22 protein-coding genes are annotated in these 18,371 nt (G+C 68.5%); 11 read left to right on the plus strand and 11 right to left on the minus strand.

Annotated elements, in window-relative coordinates; genetic code table 11:
- The first annotated feature begins 89 nt into the window (after nt 1–89).
- Both ACFOYX_RS28930 and ACFOYX_RS28935 read left to right on the plus strand, forming a co-directional pair.
- Nucleotides 90–1,058: an NADP-dependent oxidoreductase gene (locus ACFOYX_RS28930; protein ID WP_322441761.1), complete on the plus strand. Its 969-nt coding sequence runs from the start codon at nt 90–92 to the stop codon at nt 1,056–1,058.
- Between the two features lie 67 nt (nt 1,059–1,125).
- Nucleotides 1,126–1,488 (plus strand): nuclear transport factor 2 family protein, encoded by a 363-nt coding sequence (locus ACFOYX_RS28935; protein WP_322441760.1) that lies wholly within the window; start codon nt 1,126–1,128, stop codon nt 1,486–1,488.
- 40 nt (nt 1,489–1,528) lie between these two features.
- Here ACFOYX_RS28935 and ACFOYX_RS28940 read toward each other — a convergent pair whose 3' ends face one another.
- Nucleotides 1,529–1,831, minus strand: coding sequence for a hypothetical protein (locus ACFOYX_RS28940; RefSeq protein ID WP_109801853.1), 303 nt, complete (start codon nt 1,829–1,831; stop codon nt 1,529–1,531).
- A gap of 239 nt (nt 1,832–2,070) precedes the next feature.
- Between ACFOYX_RS28940 and ACFOYX_RS28945 the strand changes: the two genes are divergently transcribed.
- Complete coding sequence (locus ACFOYX_RS28945; RefSeq protein ID WP_322441759.1) at nt 2,071–2,346, plus strand: hypothetical protein; 276 nt, start codon at nt 2,071–2,073, stop codon at nt 2,344–2,346.
- Nucleotides 2,347–2,441: 95 nt separating this feature from the next.
- Here the strand turns inward: ACFOYX_RS28945 and ACFOYX_RS28950 are convergent, their stop codons facing one another.
- Nucleotides 2,442–3,026: a dihydrofolate reductase family protein gene (locus ACFOYX_RS28950; RefSeq protein ID WP_322441758.1), complete on the minus strand. Its 585-nt coding sequence runs from the start codon at nt 3,024–3,026 to the stop codon at nt 2,442–2,444.
- Nucleotides 3,027–3,267: 241 nt separating this feature from the next.
- Here ACFOYX_RS28950 and ACFOYX_RS28955 point away from each other — a divergent pair, with 241 nt between their 5' ends.
- Both ACFOYX_RS28955 and ACFOYX_RS28960 read left to right on the plus strand, forming a co-directional pair.
- On the plus strand, nt 3,268–3,642 hold the full coding sequence (locus ACFOYX_RS28955; RefSeq protein ID WP_109801855.1) for a PadR family transcriptional regulator: 375 nt from the start codon (nt 3,268–3,270) through the stop codon (nt 3,640–3,642).
- A complete protein-coding gene (locus ACFOYX_RS28960) occupies nt 3,639–5,015 on the plus strand; it encodes a permease prefix domain 1-containing protein (protein ID WP_322441757.1) in 1,377 nt (458 codons plus the stop codon). The genes ACFOYX_RS28955 and ACFOYX_RS28960 overlap by 4 nt, the downstream gene beginning before the upstream one ends.
- 219 nt (nt 5,016–5,234) lie before the next feature.
- Here ACFOYX_RS28960 and ACFOYX_RS28965 read toward each other — a convergent pair whose 3' ends face one another.
- Entirely contained in the window at nt 5,235–5,501 is a 267-nt protein-coding gene (locus ACFOYX_RS28965; RefSeq protein ID WP_322441756.1) for a hypothetical protein, read from the minus strand.
- A 269-nt stretch (nt 5,502–5,770) separates the two neighbouring features.
- On the opposite strand from ACFOYX_RS28965, the gene ACFOYX_RS28970 reads away from it, so the two are divergent.
- A complete protein-coding gene (locus tag ACFOYX_RS28970; protein WP_322441755.1) occupies nt 5,771–6,172 on the plus strand; it encodes a DUF805 domain-containing protein in 402 nt (133 codons plus the stop codon).
- A 69-nt stretch (nt 6,173–6,241) separates the two neighbouring features.
- Here the strand turns inward: ACFOYX_RS28970 and ACFOYX_RS28975 are convergent, their stop codons facing one another.
- Complete coding sequence (locus ACFOYX_RS28975; protein ID WP_322441754.1) at nt 6,242–6,379, minus strand: sigma factor-like helix-turn-helix DNA-binding protein; 138 nt, start codon at nt 6,377–6,379, stop codon at nt 6,242–6,244.
- 986 nt (nt 6,380–7,365) lie between these two features.
- Between ACFOYX_RS28975 and ACFOYX_RS28980 the strand changes: the two genes are divergently transcribed.
- A complete protein-coding gene (locus ACFOYX_RS28980) occupies nt 7,366–8,235 on the plus strand; it encodes an aldo/keto reductase family oxidoreductase (protein WP_109801858.1) in 870 nt (289 codons plus the stop codon).
- Between the two features lie 241 nt (nt 8,236–8,476).
- On the opposite strand, the gene ACFOYX_RS28985 is transcribed toward ACFOYX_RS28980, so the two are convergent.
- The 6 genes from ACFOYX_RS28985 to ACFOYX_RS29010 form a co-directional block, all read right to left on the minus strand.
- The gene (locus tag ACFOYX_RS28985) at nt 8,477–9,010 is read right to left on the minus strand and encodes an SUKH-4 family immunity protein (RefSeq protein WP_322441753.1); all 534 of its coding nucleotides are present in this window, start codon (nt 9,008–9,010) and stop codon (nt 8,477–8,479) included.
- Nucleotides 9,011–9,186: 176 nt separating this feature from the next.
- Nucleotides 9,187–10,158 carry an MBL fold metallo-hydrolase gene (locus ACFOYX_RS28990; protein WP_322441752.1) on the minus strand — a complete coding sequence of 324 codons (972 nt, stop codon included), beginning with the start codon at nt 10,156–10,158 and terminating at the stop codon, nt 9,187–9,189.
- Between the two features lie 554 nt (nt 10,159–10,712).
- Complete coding sequence (locus ACFOYX_RS28995; protein WP_322441751.1) at nt 10,713–11,921, minus strand: sn-glycerol-3-phosphate ABC transporter ATP-binding protein UgpC; 1,209 nt, start codon at nt 11,919–11,921, stop codon at nt 10,713–10,715.
- 9 nt (nt 11,922–11,930) lie between these two features.
- Nucleotides 11,931–12,767, minus strand: a complete 837-nt coding sequence (locus ACFOYX_RS29000) for a carbohydrate ABC transporter permease (RefSeq protein WP_238453460.1) — start codon at nt 12,765–12,767, stop codon at nt 11,931–11,933.
- A gap of 1 nt (nt 12,768) precedes the next feature.
- On the minus strand, nt 12,769–13,770 hold the full coding sequence (locus tag ACFOYX_RS29005; protein WP_322441750.1) for a sugar ABC transporter permease: 1,002 nt from the start codon (nt 13,768–13,770) through the stop codon (nt 12,769–12,771).
- Nucleotides 13,767–15,056 carry an ABC transporter substrate-binding protein gene (locus ACFOYX_RS29010; RefSeq protein ID WP_322441749.1) on the minus strand — a complete coding sequence of 430 codons (1,290 nt, stop codon included), beginning with the start codon at nt 15,054–15,056 and terminating at the stop codon, nt 13,767–13,769. The genes ACFOYX_RS29005 and ACFOYX_RS29010 overlap by 4 nt, the downstream gene beginning before the upstream one ends.
- A 234-nt stretch (nt 15,057–15,290) precedes the next feature.
- On the opposite strand from ACFOYX_RS29010, the gene ACFOYX_RS29015 reads away from it, so the two are divergent.
- The 4 genes from ACFOYX_RS29015 to ACFOYX_RS29030 all read left to right on the plus strand — a co-directional run bounded on the left by ACFOYX_RS29015 (nt 15,291) and on the right by ACFOYX_RS29030 (nt 17,572).
- Nucleotides 15,291–15,869 carry a DsbA family protein gene (locus tag ACFOYX_RS29015; RefSeq protein ID WP_322441748.1) on the plus strand — a complete coding sequence of 193 codons (579 nt, stop codon included), beginning with the start codon at nt 15,291–15,293 and terminating at the stop codon, nt 15,867–15,869.
- Nucleotides 15,870–15,930: 61 nt separating this feature from the next.
- The gene (locus ACFOYX_RS29020) at nt 15,931–16,632 is read left to right on the plus strand and encodes a VOC family protein (protein ID WP_322441747.1); all 702 of its coding nucleotides are present in this window, start codon (nt 15,931–15,933) and stop codon (nt 16,630–16,632) included.
- 185 nt (nt 16,633–16,817) lie between these two features.
- Nucleotides 16,818–17,249 (plus strand): hypothetical protein, encoded by a 432-nt coding sequence (locus ACFOYX_RS29025; RefSeq protein ID WP_322441746.1) that lies wholly within the window; start codon nt 16,818–16,820, stop codon nt 17,247–17,249.
- A gap of 47 nt (nt 17,250–17,296) precedes the next feature.
- Nucleotides 17,297–17,572 carry a hypothetical protein gene (locus tag ACFOYX_RS29030; RefSeq protein WP_109801868.1) on the plus strand — a complete coding sequence of 92 codons (276 nt, stop codon included), beginning with the start codon at nt 17,297–17,299 and terminating at the stop codon, nt 17,570–17,572.
- A gap of 71 nt (nt 17,573–17,643) precedes the next feature.
- Here the strand turns inward: ACFOYX_RS29030 and ACFOYX_RS29035 are convergent, their stop codons facing one another.
- Nucleotides 17,644–18,336 carry a hypothetical protein gene (locus tag ACFOYX_RS29035; RefSeq protein WP_322441745.1) on the minus strand — a complete coding sequence of 231 codons (693 nt, stop codon included), beginning with the start codon at nt 18,334–18,336 and terminating at the stop codon, nt 17,644–17,646.
- Nucleotides 18,337–18,371: the final 35 nt, after the last annotated feature.

The raw sequence follows: 18,371 nt of genomic DNA on the forward strand, positions 1-18,371 counted from the left end.
GCCACCCTAGCAAGTTGACCGGCCGGTCCGCTTATTGCTAGCTTGCCGCCGGAGAACATGACCGCGCGGTCCGTTTTTGGAGGAAGTGCATGAAGGCAGTTGTCGCGACCGGCTACGGACCACCCGAGGAGTACACGGTGGCCGACGTGCCGGTGCCCCAGCCCGGGCCGGGGCAGATCCAGGTCCGGATCGCCGCCGCGTCGATCAACCCGGCGGACGTCCGGCTGCCCAGCGGGGAGTTCCGTGACACCGTGCCACTGCGGTTTCCTCACGTGCCCGGCAACGACTTCGCCGGCACGGTCAGCGAGGTCGGCGCCGGCGTGACCGCGTACCGCGTAGGTGACGAGATCTTCGGCCAGGCCGTGCCTCGGGTACTGCGCGCGATGGCCGGTGCTACCCGGCCGTCGCTGAGCACCGGCTCGCTGGCCGAGTACGCGGTCTTCGAGGCCGACACCCCGTTTCTGGCGCGCCGCCCGGCCGGCCTCAACGTAGAGCAGGCGGCGGCCCTGCCCACCATCGGCCTGACCGCACGGGTGCTGATGGCCACCGCCGAGGTGCAGCCCGGCGAGACCGTCCTGGTCGTCGGCGCTACCGGCGGTGTCGGTACGGCGGTGGTCCCGCTACTCGCTCGCGCGAAGGCGCGGGTGATCGCTACCGCGACCGCCGCTGATGCCGACATCCTGCGTGCTCTCGGCGCTGACGTGACCATCGGGTACGCGGAGTCCGAGTACCCCCGCGACGTTGACGTCGCGTTCAACCTGACCCTGCCGGGCGACCACCTTGCCGGAGTTGCCAGCGCCATCCGCCCCGGCGGGCGCCTCCTCACGATCACCTATCCGGTACCGCAGCAGGAGTGGATCGGGCGCGACGACGTCGGTCTGGCTTTCGTGCTGGACATGGACGGCACCTTCGGCGGGATGCGCGAGGTCGGTGAACTGGCGATCCGCGGCGACCTGCCGGCCACCATCGGCCGCCGCTACACCCTTGACGATGGCGTTCAAGCATGCATCGACTTCGTCCGCCTGCACACGACCGGCAAGCTGGTCGTCACGATGTGAAACCGGCTGTCCTGTGCCTTTTCCTGGCAGTCCAACCGTCCGACACCACCAGCGACAGGATCACCACGTGACAACCGACATCCGCCAACTCCGACAAGCCTTCGACGACGCCGAGTTGCACGCCGATACCGATCGCTTGCACACCCTGCTGGCGGATGACTTCATGTCTATCGGCGAGCGGGGCTTCCAGCTTGACAAGCGGCAGTGGATCGAGAGACAAGCTGACTTCGCTTACCTCTCCCTGGAGACAGCCGAGTTGGACGTGCGCTACTACGACCGCGCCGCGATCGTGCGCTGCGTTCAGCGCAGCCGGGCGACCTGGCGTGGTGAGGTGATGACGCTGGCAGGCCGACTGAGTCAGGTGTGGATCGAACTGCCCGACGGATGGCGGCTCGCCGGCATCCAGTTCAGTTCACTCGACGCAGCCTGAAGGCTTCACCTGCCAACCTGACTCGCCGCGGGCCTTCGCGCTAGCCGTTCGCGGCCACCACCCCGGCGGAGTACGAGCCGACCAGGGTGGCGTCGTCGCGGGCGGGTCCGACGGCCAGCCGGTCGCCGAGGGCGCGTTGGAACTCCTGGAAGGCAGCCAATTCTGGCAGGCCCTCACCGTCGACCACGTGGACGAAGGTGACGCCATCGGCCAGCCGGAAGGAGCTGTAGTGCAGGCCGGGTGGTGCCGTGCTCGCCAGCTCTGCGAAGACGTTCTCGATCAGACGCTGGTTCTCGTCGGCGGCCTCGGGCTTGGTCTGGTAGCGGATCACTGCTGCGGTCATCACGGTTCTCCTCAGTCGTTGGTTGTCACTTCTTCTGACCGCGCCAACACCCCGAACTCATCGCCGCGATGAGTTCGGTCCTCCGCCGCTGTCAGTACCAGTGACAGCGAACGTCTGGAGGGCCTCAAGTGGGTACCACGGGCCGCCCCCCCGCAAGCTCTATCGACCCGGGGTTCCACGTCTCCTTCGTCGTCTCATCGGAACTCGCCAACGCTGTCGCCGGCGCAACTTCCGGGGTCGTGCTGGCCCTCGCCCTGGCCGCGGTCAGCGAGGTCGACCGTGCCGTCCGACCTCGGGTGTACACCCTGTTGGGGGCGGGCGTGGCTGGGTTCGTCGCGATCCAGCTCGGCCTGCCACAGCCACTTGGTCTGTCGACCGTGCCGGTGCTGTCGCGACCCACCCAGGCCGTGGTCCTCGTGATGGGACCGGGCCTCGTCCTCGGCGCTGGTCTGTTGTTGATCCGGTTCAGCGAACGGCTGACAGGGACCGGCGAGACCAGCGGCACCTTGACCTGAACCGTCGCGCCAGCACCGAGTATCGGGTCCCCGCGAGGGCGGCATGATCTGCTGCGGCTGACCAGCGGCATGACTAGATATTCGACGATCCCCGCTCAACGGCGGGTGTAGTGGGCGATGATCACACCCTTTGTGGTCGTGACGCTGTCGGTCAGGTCGAACTCGGTCAGTGGGGCGGGGCCCTCGAACAGTCGGGTGCCGGTGCCCAGGGTCAGCGGGTGGATGAGCAGGGTGTAGTGGTCGATCAGGCCGGCGGCGTGCAGGTCTTGCACCAGCGATGTGCTGCCGATGATCGACAGATCCCTGCCCGGCTGGCTCTTCAGGTCGGCCACCGTGCCGACCGCGTCGCCGCGCAGCAGGATGGAGTTCTGCCAGGCATCGGCATCCTCCAGGGTCCGCGACACGACGTATTTCGTAGCCGCGTTCATGTGCGTGGTGACCGGGTTGCCGTCGGTCAAGCGTCCCCATGCGGTGATGAAGTCCTGCCAGGTGCGGCGGCCGAACAGCATCTCCCCCGGCCTGGTCATGGCCTTGGCCATCTCGCGGCCCATCACCTCGTCGTTGTACCGCTGGCCCCAACCACCATGCGTGAAGCCGCCGCGGGTGTCCTCCTCCGGGCGGCCGAGGCCCTGCACGACACCGTCGAGGGTGATCCACATCGTGACCATGATCGAACGCATAAACCTGCTCCCTTCCATGCTGCGTGCCGCCCTCCGGCGGCCAGTCACCTCCTAGACGAACGACTGCGAACGAAATCGTCACCTCGGCGACCGCGTCACGCCCGGATCTCGGCTACGGGAGGTCATCTGGCTGCGGCGGGATCGCGGGTACCGCCAGGGACGCGTGACCGGGCCGTTGTGCCACACAATACCTAGCAGTACTATGCACAACACTTCTAGGTATGAAACGGGGTGAGTTCTCGTGAAGGTCGCCAAGGATCTGGTGGCCGCCTCGGCGACACCGATGGTGCTCGGCATCCTGGCCGAGGGGGAGAGCTACGGCTACGCCATCCTCAGGCGGATCAACGAGCTGTCCGGTGGCGAGCTGGACTGGACCGAGGGGCTGCTCTACCCGTTGCTGCACCGGCTTGAGCGCCTCGGTTATTCGGAGTCGAGCTGGCAGTCGGTAGCCGGCGAGCGGCGGCGCAAGTACTACCGCATCACTGACAAGGGCCTGGCTGAGTTGGCCGAGCAACGCCGCCAGTGGGACACGGTCACCGACGCGCTCAAGGAGATCTGGCTCGGCCTCGGCGACCGCAGGCCGCTGACGGCGATCCCGCTGGGGTGCCGGGCATGACGGCGCGGGAGGGTCAGGAGGAGTTGGAGGCGCAGTTCGAGCAGTGGCGTCGCTACGTGCTCCGCCGTAGGGGACTGCAGCCGTCCGACGTCGACGAACTCGAAGACCATCTCCGCGGATCCGTCGACGAGCTCATAGCTGCAGGCCTGAGCCCGGACGAGGCGTTCCTCGTCGCGGTGAAGCGGATGGGCAGCCTCGACGAGCTGTCGCGCGAGTTCGCCCGGGAGCATTCGGAACGATTGTGGAAGCAGTTGGTGCTGACCGGCGACCCTGACAGCCCGGCGGCGGACACGCACTCACGGCGTGACATGTGGGCGATGGTCCTCTGCGGGGCGGGCGCGGCGGTGTCCATCAAGGTGCCGGAGCTGTTCGGGTTGAGGTTGGCGGACGACGGCGCGTTCTACGCGCGGAACTTCACCCTGTTCGCCCTGCCCTGGCTGGCGGTCTTCCTGGCCTGGCGCCGACAGGCCCGACGCCCGCTGATCGGGACACTGGTGGCGCTGTTCGGGCTCGGCGCGGTGGCGGCCAACGCCTACCCCCTGGCCGAGGAGTCAAAGTCGCTGGTCCTCACCAGCATCCACCTCCCCATCGCCCTGTGGCTTGTGGTGGGTCTGGCCTACGTTGCCGACGACTGGCGCTCCTCGCGCCGACGCATGGACTTCATCCGCTTCACCGGCGAGTGGTTCATCTACTTGGTCCTCATCGCCCTCGGCGGCGGTGTGCTCAGCTTGTTCCTGTTCCACACCTTCAATGCCATCGGGATCATCCCGCAGGAGTTCATCTCGCAGTGGCTCCTTCCCTGCGGCGCCGTGGCCGGGGCTGTCGTGGCCGGGTGGCTGGTCGAGGCCAAGCAGAGCGTGGTCGAAAATATCGCCCCGGTGCTCACGCGGCTATTCACTCCGCTGTTCACGGCAGCCCTGCTGGCCTTCCTCGTCGCCGTCGTCTGGACCAGCCATGGCATCAACGTGGAGCGCGAAGCGCTGATCCTGTTCGACCTCCTACTGGTCGTGGTGCTGGGCCTACTGCTCTACTCGATCTCAGCCCGCGATCCGCTGGCCCCGACCGGCCTGTTCGACAAACTTCAGCTCGCTCTCGTGGTCAGCGCGTTGGCCATCGACGTACTGGTACTGCTCGCGATCACCGGACGCATCACCGACGAGTACGGCACCACACCCAACAGGGCTGCCGCGCTCGGCGAGAACGTCATCCTGCTGGCCAACCTCGCCTACTCGGCGTGGCTGTTGCTGAGGTTCATCCGGCGGCGCACACCGTTCGCGGCGCTCGAGCGCTGGCAGACCGGCTACCTACCCGTGTACGCCGTGTGGGCCTGGATCGTGGTCCTCCTCTTCCCTCCGTTGTTCAGCTATGTCTGACCGAAAAGGTCCACCCCCATGACGGCGATGTCGACGACCCGCCCATCGGTGTGACAGGCCTGCCGCATCGCTTGCGTGCCAAACACGCGCGTCCGGCCCAATCGTGCGCAGGAAACACGGATGGTCCTCCGCAGGTGCCCTCATCGGCAGAGCCGTGTGCGCTATCAGCGGCAGAAGCGTGCACGTGAAGCGCGGTAAGCGGCAGATCAGTACGCCTGATCATGGTTCGACGTCTGCGACCCACACGCGGCCGGGCTGGGCGTAGTCGCGCTCGGCTCGGTCCACCAGCAAGGCGAACCCGCTCATGTCCGGGCCTCGTGAACAGTGCAGGTCAATGCCCAGCAGGCCGAATGAGTGCCCGGTCGAGACATCACGGAGCCTTGTACTCGATCGAGCGATGCCCTGCAGCACCGTGCCGACGACGAGCAGCCCGCGGCGTCCCCGGATGTCGAACACATCGGTGACCCGGAACTCGAACCTCGTCACAACGGTGAGTGTGCCAGGACTGTGCCATCTTGGAGTTCCGGCACCAGGGCAGGCTGACACGGTTTTCTCGGCGGGTGGGCGGCCGGCACGGTCAGTGATGGCGTCCCGGACTCCGATGCAGGACCAGCGGCAGTTGCGGATGTTCGTCTTGTTGGCGTGGCGGCTTCTATTCGTCGGCGGCTGCTCGGCCATTGACCCCCGGTGGGGCGATCTGCTTGGCTGCGTCCGCGACGACCTTGCAACTCCCACTTGAGAGACCGGAGACAGTTATGTCCTTCACTGCCGCGATCAGGTCGGTTCTTACTCAGTACGTCGGCTTCACGGGTCGGGCCCGCCGGTCTGAGTACTGGTGGTTTGCCCTGTTCACCGTCCTTGTTGGTCTTGCCGCTGCCATCCTGGATAGTGTGCTGGGAACAACTCTCGGGTCGGACGGGTCCACCGGTGTCATCGGCATCATCGTCAACCTGGCGCTGCTGCTGCCGGCGCTGGCGGTCGCGATGCGGCGCTTGCACGACACCGACCGGTCGGGGTGGTGGCTGCTGATCGGACTGGTGCCGATCGTCGGCGCCATCGTCCTGCTGGTGTTCTTTGTGTTGGACAGCACGCCCGGGACGAACCGTTTCGGCGCCAACCCCAAGGAGCGGCCGCTGCCCGCGCCCAGCATCGCGTGACCATCCCAAAATCTTGACCGCCTGGCCTCGCTTGCCAGCTTCAAGTGCAGCAGGCTGGCCGGTTTGCCTTTACCACCGGCCAGCCAACTGCGCGCTGTTGACGGCCGTGACCGTGGTCCCCAGCTGCGCGGCGACCTCGGCGGCACTGAACTCCAGTACCTCGCGGAGCAGGAGCACGGCCCGCTGACGTGCTGGCAGGACCCGCATCACCCGCCACCAGCGCGAGCCGCATGTCCGTCCGCGACTCCAGGTCGATCCGCGCGTCGGGAAATGGCTGTAGCCAGGGGATGTCGAACGCCGGCGTGAACGGTGCGCCAGGATCGTCGCTCGGCGCGCCCAGGCCGGAAGGCAACGCCCGTCGCGCACGCCCCTCCGGTGCGGTCAGGCAGGCGTTGGTGGCGATCCGGTACAGCCAGGTCCGGACAGACGCGGCGTGCGGTCGTACCGGTCGCGGGCCTTCCACGCGCGCAACATCGGTTCCTGCACCAATCCTCGGCGTCGTGGAACGAGCCCAGCATCCGGTAGCAGTACGCCACCAGTTCACCCCGGTAAGGCTCGAACTCCACGTACCCATCATGGCGTACGCCAGCGCCGTGCAGTCACACGCAACGTTACTCGATTGGGAGAAGAGCGGCTCGCTGGCGGGCCTCGGTTATGACCGTTCGGGGGCCCTCTCGGTCTGTCACCGCCACCACGACCCTCACCAACCGGGACCGCCCCGCGACGCGGCACTTCCTGCTGATCCGCCGCAGCCTGACCAAGCCCACCGACCTGGCCTACTTCTTGAGGTCAAACGACCGTGCAACCTGCTCACCCGCCTCTGGCGGCCCGTCGAGCACTACCCGCACTGGTCATCCTGGCAACGCCACCACCATGCCCGCGCCCGCTGGTATCACCTGCTGGTATCACCACTGGGCCCGACTCACATAATCAGGTCACGAAGTACGGCTGCCCTGGTAGACGTGGCACGCCCCCATGAACTCAGCTCGGCAAGACCGCGCATCGAGCGCCACCGCACGCCCGTCACGCATCGTGACGCCCGGTCGGCGGCAAACAAGAGCGCCTTGTGTGGCCCGCCGACGCCCGGGGCCACGGTGCGCGGAGTGTGCAGCCATCACGTGCTGACGCCGCCGCGTTTGGCGCCCGCGTCGGCGGGAAGCCCGGGACTGGCGACAACAAGGATGGGAATTCTCATGGCGGCGAAGGCACTTCCGGGTGGAACGTTCACCATGGCCGACGACCTGACGGTCACCCGGATGGGGTACGGCGCGATGCAGTTGGCCGGCCCGCATGTATTCGGCCCACCGGCCGACCGCGACGCTGCCGTGGCCGTGCTCCGCGAGGCCGTGCGCCTGGGAATCAACCACATCGACACGGCCGACTACTACGGCCCGTACGTCACCAACCAGATCATCAAGGAAGCCCTGCACCCTTATCCCGACGATCTGCACATCGTGACGAAGGTCGGAGCGTTGCGAGATGCCGAGGGGAACTGGCCGCCGGCGCTAGCACCCGAGCAGCTGCGCCAAGCCGTGTCCGACAACCTGGATCGGCTCGGACTGGACGTGCTCGACGTCGTCAACCTGCGCGTCGGCGGGTTGGACAGACCCACTCCCGGCTCGATCTCCGAGCCGTTCACCGTGCTCGCCCAGCTGCAGCAGGAGGGACTGATCAAGCATCTCGGTCTCAGCACCGTCAACGCCGAGCAGATCGCCGAGGCACAGTCCATCGCGCCGATCGTGTGTGTGCAAAACTTCTACAACATCGCGAACCGGGCCGACGACGGCCTGATCGATTCCCTCGCCGCACAGGGCATCGCCTACGTGCCCTACTTCCCGCTCGGCGGCTTCTCCCCACTCCAGTCCGAGGAACTGAACGCAGTCGCCACCCGTCTCGACGCCACACCGATGGCCGTCGCGCTCGCGTGGCTGCTACAGCGCTCGCCGAACATCCTGCTCATCCCAGGTACCTCATCCGTCGCGCACCTGCGCGAGAACGTCACCGGTGCTGCGCTGACCCTTCCCGAGGACGAGCTGACCGAGCTGAACAGCATCGCCTCATGAGCACGACCACCGCGCAACCCGGGATCGGGTTCATCGGCCTGGCCGACCAAGGACTACCTATGGCGACCGCCGCCGAAGCGGGGCTACCCCTTGCACCATGTGGGCCCCCAACCGTGGCGGCGAGGCGCGTGAACCCGTATACCAAGCGTCCTCTCGTCGGCGCGGCCGGGCGCCCGCTCGATCCGCTTGCCGTGACGCTGCATAGCGCACGGTGGGCGGCAGAAGAGGATGTCTGGGTCGATCAGTAGAGCCACCGGTCGAGCACCGCGGGCCAGAAGTGGGTTCGATGGTCACCGTCCCCGAACGCGGGCGGGTCAAGGGCCCTGATCCGCTCCAACAGGTCCGCGAGCTCCGCGAGTGCTGCCTCTTCGGCCTGTCCGTCTTCGTCCCAGCGGCCGATGACGGTCGAGCTGGTCAGCCAGCTACCGACCAGGTGCAGCGAACACAGCCAGTGGTTGATCGTCGAGTTGACGAACCTGGTGCTGCCGTCCGACGCCCATACCCGCACCTCGCCGGTCCCCGGCGCGGCGCCGTACACCCAGTCCAGGTCGTCGAAGTGCGCCAACCGGTACCTTGTCGGCTCTGCCTGGAATGACACCGCACCCACGAGGTCATCGATCAGCGGTACGCCACAGGAGACCAGCGCGGCTTTCTGCGGCTCGGGAAGCCGCCACGTTGCCACGTCCAGCTCGGCGGCACGCACCACCCGCCCAGCCCCGGCCCAGGCCGTGACCGCTTCGAACGCGGGAGGCAACGGAAGATCATCAACGGGCACGCCAATGAGGGTAGTCCGGGCAACGTTTCAAGCACCCACTGTTCTGTAGCGGCTAGGCATCCAACCATCGGCAGGGTCGGGCCTCACCCGCTGGCTACCACGCCCGACCAGCGGCAAAAATGAGTAAGCCTGGAGGTGCCCTCTGCCGTACCGATCAATTTGTGCGAGAGCCAAACTCAAGGCGCGATGCCGAATGGGCCCATTCTGCCATAGTCCAGGCGCAAGGCTTCTGCCATCGCCCATGCGTTCGGCAGTGTGAACATGTCGGCGCCGCCTAAGCGCTCTGTCCATCGTGGAACGAGTTCGTCGGCGGCCTGCGCGGCGACGGCGTCTAGGTAGGCTTTGAAAACGGCCCAGGCATTGGCGGTGTCGACTGGGGCCATGATCTCATTCAGATCGACCGAGGAGAGCGCTGCCTCAGTGGTGGAACGCAGGTCATTCATGTACTCGATCTGGGTCCTTATGTCGTCCGGAGTGCCAGGTCGGTTGACGTGTCCGCCGACTAGCTTCTCGAACGGGTAGCCGAGTGCCTGCTCGTGGGCGTTGACGAAGCCCGGGATGTTCGCGGAGACCGCGAGGTTCGAGAACGGAACCCAGCCGGGGAAGATCACGTCTACGAGCATCAAGACGCGTTGCTTCGGGGCGAAGATGAAGATGTTTCCCTCGGCGTGGTTGGGCCCCTTGTAGTCGAGCTGCAGGCTGTGATCTCCTGCGTCGATTGTCAGGGTGTCGTCGAACACATGTGTCGGCAGGGGGCGGTTCGGGTCGCCGAGCGCTGCAAGCCGCTCCGCCGTGATGCGTTGGGCATAGCGTGGCACGTCATCGGGGTAGACCGAGATCGCTCCGACGTGGTCTGAATGCTGGTGGCTGTAGACCACGTGGGTGATTGAGCGGCTGGTCACGCTACGGATCGCTCGGAGGATGTTGTGGCCGAGGGTCGGTGGCGCGTCGACGGCGATGACGCCCTCGTCCGTGACCACGAACATCATGTTGTACATGCCCTCACCGAGGAAGAAGACACCGTCGGCGATCTCCTCCACGGCATAGCCGGCCTTGGAAATCTCGGGCCCTTGGGCAGCCTGCGGCACGGGAGCTGCCGGCATCTTCCGCGCCCGTTCAGCAGCATCGGTGTACGGGGTCATCGACATGTCTGATCCACTCCCTGACGGTCGCCACTGGGCCCGCGAAGGACTTGCCACGGATGCGCGTTCGAGACGTTCTGGGCCCGATGGAGTACGGGCCACGATCGTTGATCATCCAGGCGAGCGTCGCGCCCCACAGCCGTATGGCCCCAGGCTCACCCTCGTGAGGGACAATGGGTATGGGTAAGACGATGCCGTTCGCGGCTGATGACAAAGTTCGCCGGCGCCCCAACCCTCGGGAGGCGCACCTCAAGTTCGGTGAGCGGTGCTGGCTGTTCGGACGGCTTATCAGCCCGGCGCCTTCAACTGCTACGCGCGCAGCGCTGGACATCGAGTGGCCACCTTGGTGACGTTGTCGGTCGGCGCCATCGACTCGCAGCGTGCCGGGGTCCAGATCAGCAAGATCCGATCTGACTTGTACCCGATCTGGTCCGTGATCTTGGAGCAGCGTTACCGCTGCTCAGCGATGTTACTGGTGGAGCTGAGGGGATTCGAATCCCTGACCCCTCAATGCGAACGGGGGCCGGCGGCTGCTGTCGCCGGCCCCCGTTCGCGTCCGATCAGTCGGCGAGCGCGTCGGCCGCCCGGCCCTCGTGCAGGGTGAGGTTCCGGCCGGTGGACGGGTCGAACAGGTGGATCTTGTCCAGGTTGAACCAGACCCGCCGGTTTTCTCCCTCCCGCGCCGCCGACTCGGCGGAGAGCCGGGTGACCAGGCTGGACCCGGCTCCGGCGAAGTCCGCCGCGCCCGCGTCGGCGGCCAACTCCTCCAGCTCGGCGGCGGTGGCCCGCTCCCCCTCGACGGTGAAGTAGACGTACTTGTCCGAGCCCATCGACTCGACGATGTCCACCGGCGCGTCGAACTCCATGCCCCGGCGGCGGGTCTCCTCGTCGATCAGCTCGGCGTCCTCGAAGTGCTCGGGGCGGATGCCGAGGATCAGCTCGCGCGGGGCGTCCGCGCCCTCGAGCTGCCGGCGCAGCCGGTCCCCGATCGCCACGTCGCCGAGCGCCGTGCGCAGCCACCCCTCGGAGACGGCGGCGTGCAGGAAGTTCATCGACGGGGAGCCGATGAAGCCGGCGACGAAGAGGTTGCGCGGGTGGTCGTACAGCTCCTGCGGCGGACCGACCTGCTGCACCGCGCCGCCCCGCATGATGACCACCCGGTCACCGAGGGTCATCGCCTCGGTCTGGTCGTGGGTGACGTAGACGGTGGTGGTGCCGAGCTGCTTCTGCAGCCGAGACACCACCGTGCGCATCTGCACCCGCAGCTTGGCGTCCAGGTTGGAGAGCGGCTCGTCCATCAGGAACGCCTTCGGCTGCCGGACGATCGCCCGGCCCATCGCCACCCGCTGCCGCTGGCCGCCGGAGAGGTTGGCCGGCTTGCGGTCCAGCAGCGGGGTCAGCTCCAGGACCTTCGCCGCCTCGTCAACCTTGGCGTCGATGGTGGCCCGGTCCAGCTTCGCCAGCCGCAGCGGGAAGGCCATGTTCTCCCGCACGGTCATGTTCGGGTAGAGCGCGTACGACTGGAAGACCATGGCGATGTCGCGGTCCCGGGGCGCCTTGTCGTTGACCCGCTGCCCCGCGATCCGCAGCTCGCCGGAGCTGATGTCCTCCAGCCCGGCGATCATGTTGAGGGTGGTGGACTTCCCGCAGCCCGACGGGCCGACCAGGATCACGAACTCGCCGTCGGCGATCTCCAGGTCGACGTCCTGCACCGCGACGGTCCCGTCCGGGAACCGCTTGCTCACCTTGTCCAGCACGATGTCGGCCATGACTACCACCTATCCCTTGACTGCGCCGGAGGTCAGACCGGAGACGATGCGGCGCTGGAAGAAGAGCACGAACAGGATGATCGGAATGGTGATCACCACGGCGGCCGCGCAGATCGCCCCGGTGGGGTCCTCGAACTGCGACTCGCCGGTGAAGAACGACAGCGCCACCGGCACCGTGCGGGACCGCTCGGTGGAGGTCAGCGAGATCGCGAACAGGAAGTCGTTCCAGCAGAAGATGAAGACCAGGATCGCCGTGGTGAACAACCCGGGCGCGGCCAGCGGGGCGATGACCCGCCGGAACGCCTGGCCCTGCGTGGCGCCGTCCATCTTCGCCGCCTTTTCCAGATCCCACGGGATCTGCTTGAAGAACGCCGACAGCGTGTAGATGGCCAGCGGCAGGGCGAAGGTGATGTACGGCAGGATCAGCCCCGGCCAGGTGTCGAACAGGCCGAGCTGCCGCTCGATCTCGAACAGCGGCGACACCAGCGACACCTGCGGGAACATCGCGATCAGCAGGGAGACCCCGACCAGCAGCTTCTTACCGGGGAAGTCCAGCCGCGAGATCGCGTACGCGGCCATCGCGCCGAGCACCACCGCGATCAACGTGGCGATCAGCGCGATGCCGATCGAGTTGGCCAGGGCCCGGACGAACTGGTCGGTGTCGAAGATCGTCCGGTAGTTGTCCAGCGTCCACTCCCGCGGCCAGAACTTCCCGTCGGTGAGGGTGGCCGGGGTCTTGAACGACAGCGAGGCGATCCAGAGCACCGGGATCAGCGCGAACACGACGACGATCACGTCCAGCAGACCCCAGCGCAGCTTCGCCCGCGTGGTGGTTTCGGTGGCCATGTCAGCGCCTCTCCCCGTCGTCGCTGCCGGGGGCAGCGGTACCGAACAGCTTCACGAAGACGAAGGCGATGGTCGCCACCGCGATGAAGATCAGCACCGACATCGTCGAGCCGATGCCGAGGTTCAGCCCCCGGATCAGGTTGTTGTAGGCGAGCATCGACACGGACGAGGTCTCGTTGCCGCCCGCGGTGAGCACGAAGATGTTGTCGAAGACCCGGAACGCGTCCAGCGTGCGGAACAGCAGGGCGACCAGGATCGCCGGCTTCATCACCGGCAGCATCACCTTGGTGAACCGCTGCCAGGAGGTCGCGCCGTCGGTGGAGGCCGCCTTGAGCAGGTCCTCCGGGACCAGGGCCAGGCCGGCCATCAGCAGCAGCGCCATGAACGGCGTGGTCTTCCAGATCTCCGCCAGCATGATGATCGCCAGCGAGCTCGCCCGCTCGGTCAGCGGCGCGCTGCCGTCGAAGACGTTCGCCAGGTAGCCGGTGCCGGGCGTCCAGGCGTACCGCCAGGAGAAGGCCGCGACGACCGTGACGATGCCGTACGGGATCAGCGCCGCGGTGCGGACGATGCCCCGGCCGACCAGCGTGCGGTGCATGATCAGCGCGAGTCCCATGCCGAGCACCAGCTCGATCGCGACGGTGACCACGGTGATCAGCGCGGTGACCCCGAACGCGGTCCACCAGAACTGGTTGCTCAGCACGGTGACGTAGTTGTCCAGCCCGATGAACTCGCGCTGGTCGGGGAAGCGCAGGTCGAAGCGCTGGAGTGACAGCCAGACCGAGTAGAGGATCGGGTACGCGGTGACCAGCACCATGACCAGCGCGGCCGGCGCGCAGAGCAGCCAGCCGAGCCGGCGCTCGGCCCGCTTGTTCTCGCTCAGCGGCGCCTTCGCCCGGCGGCCGGCCCGCTGGGCGGGCACCGCCGCGTGCCGGCCGGTGGACCGGGGGGCGGTCTCGTCGGCCGCGACTCCCGCACCGGTCGGGGTGGCGTTGATGCTCACGGGAGGACCCCCTTCGACTCGAGGGCGTCGGCGATGGCGTCGCGCAGCTCGTTCGCGGTCTGCTCGGGCCGGATGCCCGACGGCGGCGACAGGATCGCCGACATGACCGTGGAGATGCTCTGGTAGGCGGGGGTCAGCGGGCGGACGGCCGGCTCCTTCAGCTCTTCCAGGATGGTGTCCTTCATCGGGTACGCCTTGTCCATCTCCGGGTCGTCGTAGACCTGCTCGATGGTCGGCGGCACGCCGTCGTTGACCGCCGAGAACTTCTGGTTCTTCGCGTTGCGGATGCAGCTGGCCGCCTCGAATGACTCCGCCGGGTGCTTGGAGTAGGCGCTGACGGCCATGTTGACGCCGCCGATGGTGACCTTGCTCGGGGTGTTCGGGTCGATCCCCGGCACCCGGGCCCACTTCACCTGCTTCGCCAGCTCCGGGTTGGCCTCCTGCATGGCCGGATAGACGAAGGGCCAGTTGACCTGGAAGGCACCCGTGCCGGACTGGAACTCCAGCCGGACCGGGTCCTCGATGGCGTTGCTGAACGACGGCGACGTCACGCCCGACGTGGCGAACTTCTTCAGCTGGTCGAGCGCCTTCACGGTGCCCTCGTCCATCACGGCCTGCTTGCCGTCGTCGCTGAGGATCTTCCCGCCGGCGCTCTCGGCCAGGGTGTTGTAGAGGACGACCAGACCCTCGTACTGGGCGCCCATGGTGAGCACCTGGTACGGCTTGCCCTTTTGCTTGAGCTGCTGCGCGGCCGAGATCATCTCGTCCCAGGTCTTCGGCGGCTGCTGCACCAGGTCGGTGCGGTACCACAGCAGCTGGACGTTGGTGTTCTTCGGCGCGGCGTAGAGCCTGCCCTCGTAGCGGGCGGTGTCCAGCGGCCCGGCGAGGGTGCCCTGCTCCACCTCCGCCTTGTCCTGGCCGGTCCACTCGCGGATCCAGTGCGCGCTGGCGAACTCCTGGGTCCAGGTGACGTCGAGGCCGAGCACGTCCATCCCGGGATCCTGCGCGGCCAGCCTGCGCACCAGCTGCACCCGCTGCTCGTCGGCCTGCCGCGGCAGCACCCGGTAGACGATCTGGTAGCGCCCCTGGGCCTGCGCGTTGCAGTCGTCGACGACCTTCTGCAGGTTCTGTTCCGGCGGGTAGTACAGGTTGATCGTCGGCGTACCACCGTCACCGCCGGACCCGCAGGCCGCCAGCGGCGCCACCAACGCCAGCGCGGCGGCCGCGGCCGCCGCGCGGAATCGTGGCCGCCGCCGGTCCGCGGCCTCGTCGGGGTCTGTCGTCATCGCCCTCCCCCTTTCTTCGGCGAGAGCCGGGGAGAGGCGCCCGTGCCCCGGCGCACGGCGAGACGATCGGGGCGTCGGGCGGCAAATCCGCCCGGCCCCGGACGTTTCGTGCGACAAACAGTGCCCGACCGGCCACGCTGCGAAACCTGAGCGTCATGAGACGGGAATGACAGGGCCTGGGGTGGGCCGGATCACCACCGTGCGCGCCCACCGGACTGCCCTTACGCTCGGCGGATGGACGCCACCTACTTCTTCGATCCGGCCTGCCCGTGGACCTGGCGCACCTCCCGCTGGCTGGTCGCCGTGGCCGAGGCGCGCGGGCTGCGCGTCGAGTGGCGGGCGTTCAGCCTGGCCATCCTCAACGAGGACCGGATCGCCCCGGAGTACGCCGACGCGCTGGCCGCCTCCGGCCGGGCGTTGCGGCTGGTGGAGGCGCTGCGCGCCGAGGGCCGCCACGACGACGCCGGCCGCTTCTACGCCGAGTTGGGCGCCCGCACCCACGACGCCGGCAACCCGCCGTCGGACGAGATCGTGGACTCGGCCGTCGAGGCGGCCGGCCTGGCCGCGGCCGCGCCGGCCCTCGACGACGGGCGGTGGGACCGGGCGGTACGCGAGTCGCATGACCTGTCGTACGCCTCGGTGGGCCCGGACGTCGGCTCGCCGGTGCTGATGGTCCCGGGCGCGGAGCGGGGCATCCACGGGCCGATCCTCACCGAGGTGCCCGGCACCGCCGACGCCCTGACCGTCTGGGACTCGCTGCTGCCGCTGATGCGGCTGCCGGCCTTCCACGAGATCAAGCGCGCCCGCCACTGACCGTGGTTCCGCCCGCCGGCTGGCGCGCCGGCTGTCGGGCCCGACGGGGCATGATGGCGGGATGATCGCGCGCTTCAAGGATCTCTGCATGGACGCCGCCGACGCCCCGGCCCTGGCCGGGTTCTGGGCCCGGATCCTCCACGGCGAGGTGGTCGACACCGGTGACGGCGATGCCCGGGTGGACGTCCGCCCCGGCGGGGCCGGACCGGAGTCGATCTGGGTCAACCAGGTGCCCGAGCCGCGTACCGGCAAGACCCGGGTACACCTGGACCTGCGCCTCCCCGACGCCGATCCGGCCGCGCTGCTGGCCGCCGGTGCCCGGCTGGTCCGGGAGCCGGACGCGGAGGTCGACTGGTGGGTGCTGGCCGATCCGGACGGCAACCAGTTCTGCGCGTACCCGCCCGGGACGGACAAGCAGCCGGGCGTCTTCGAGCTGGTGGTGGACAGCGCCGACCCGGCCGCGCAGGCGGCGTGGTGGGCGGGAGTGGTCGGCGGTCAGGTCGGCGGCGGCGAGGAGTCCGCCTGGGTGACGGGTGCCACGGGTTTCCCGTGGCAGTCGTGGATCTTCGACCCGGTGCCGGAGCGCAAGCGGGTGAAGAACCGGGTGCACTGGGACGTCGACCTGACCGACCCGGACCCCGGCGCGCTGATCGCCGCCGGCGCCGTGCTGCTGCGCGAGCCCGACGACCGGGTCGGCTGGTGGGTGCTGGCCGATCCGGAGGGCAACGAGTTCTGCGCCTTCCCGCCGCGTCCCACTCAGTGAACGGCGAGGCTACCGAGCGTGCGCCCGGTGCACTAGCGTTTCGGTAGCTCCGCAGCCAGCGCGTCGCCGTCGAAGTCGATACGCCTCCGGCCGACCCCCGACCCGTCCGATCGGTTGGTAATCGCGGGAACCCCCCTCTGCCGCGTCACCGGTTGGGCAGGATCGTCCCCAACGAGGAGGTTGTCGTGCAGGACACCCGCGCTCTCGCCCTGACGTTCGAGGTGAGCGGCCTGCCCCCGGTCAAGACCGAGGCTCTGTCCATCTTCGCCGCCGGCCATCGGCAGGCGACGCGGGTCCGCGCCCTGCTCGAGGCGGCCTGCGCGGCCGCCCAGCGCACCGGCTGGACCCCGCTCACCGGGCCGATCGAGGTGGACGTCACCCTGCGCTGCCCGCCCGGGCACCGCACCTCCGACGCCAGCACGTTGCTGGGCGGGGTCTGCGCGGTGCTGCAGGACAAGAAGCGGGTGTCCAACATCGGGCTGGCCCACCTCGGCGTCCTGGTCGACGTCGCCCTCTACGACGACGACCGGCAGATCCGCCAGCTGTCGTACGTCGAGGAGCCGGCCGAGGACTTCTCGTATCAGGTCCGGGTGGCCGCCGTACCCACCGTGGTTTGACCGACGTCCGCGGTGGGGTACCGCGGACGCCGACGAAGGGAGCGCCGATGTCGGAGCCACATGTCACGCTCGACCCGAGGGGGCTCGACGCAGTGCAACAGAAGCTGCGCGGCCCGCTGGAGGATCAGCTGACCTCGGCCCTGCAGGCGGCCACCGAACGGGTCCGGTCCAGCTACGCGGGCGAGCCGGTCGAGGAGGTCTGCCGCCGGCTGCTCGACGAGACGCGGGCCGGCCTGCACCCGGACATCGCCGCCGGCTTCAACCCCGACATGGACGAGTTCTGCCGGGTGGCCGTGGCGATCGTCCGGGGTGGGGCGTCCTGAGGCACGCGTGACCCGACCGCGCCGGCCACCGGGTCGGCGCGGTCGGTGCGCGTCTCACCCTTCCGGGCAGCTCAACCGCGGCGCACGTCCACGGAGACGACGTGGGTGCCGTCCGGCCGGGTGGATTCCCCAAGCCGCACCGGCAGGGGACTGCCGGCGGGCGGCTGGAGGCCGAGGCCGAAGCTGAGGTACCCCTCGAAGTCGCCGGCCGGGGCCCAGCCGCGCAGCGTGGGGTGGCCGATGGCCCGGGCCGGGGTTGTCACCGTGCTCCGGCCGCTGCTGTCGTGCCCCTGGGCCGGGTGGAAGCGGAGCGCGAGGAACGCGGTGCCGGGCAGGTCGACCGGCGTGCCGCTGCCGTCGGACTCCACCCGGTCGACGTAGCCGATCTGGTAGCCGGGGGTGGGGCCGCGGAAGGCGAAGGTGATCCGGCTGAACCCCTCGGCCGGATGGTCACCGACCTGGATGCCGACCAGGACCGGCAGCGGCTCCCCCGGCGCCGGGGTGACCGGCACCCGGACGTCGTGCGTCACCTGGGCCGGCGCGTCGGGCACGGCCCAGCCGTAGGTCACCCGCCAGTCGCCGATGGTCTGGCTCGGCGCGACGTCGGTCGGCGGCGGGGTGGTGGCCGGCGCGGTGACGGCGGTGGACGCGCCGGGCGTGGGTGCCGTCGAGGGTGGGGACGCCGCGCCGTCGTGGTCGGTCGCGCAGGCCGCCGCGAGCAGCACGACCAGGCTGGCGAGCAGTGGTACGCGCTGAGGTCTCATGACTCAGTCTGACGCCCGGCCGGGCGCCCTGGACA

Origin of the sequence: Micromonospora sp. GCM10011541 (genome assembly GCF_042650725.1) — a bacterium.
In the GTDB taxonomy this organism is placed as follows: domain Bacteria; phylum Actinomycetota; class Actinomycetes; order Mycobacteriales; family Micromonosporaceae; genus Micromonospora; species Micromonospora sicca.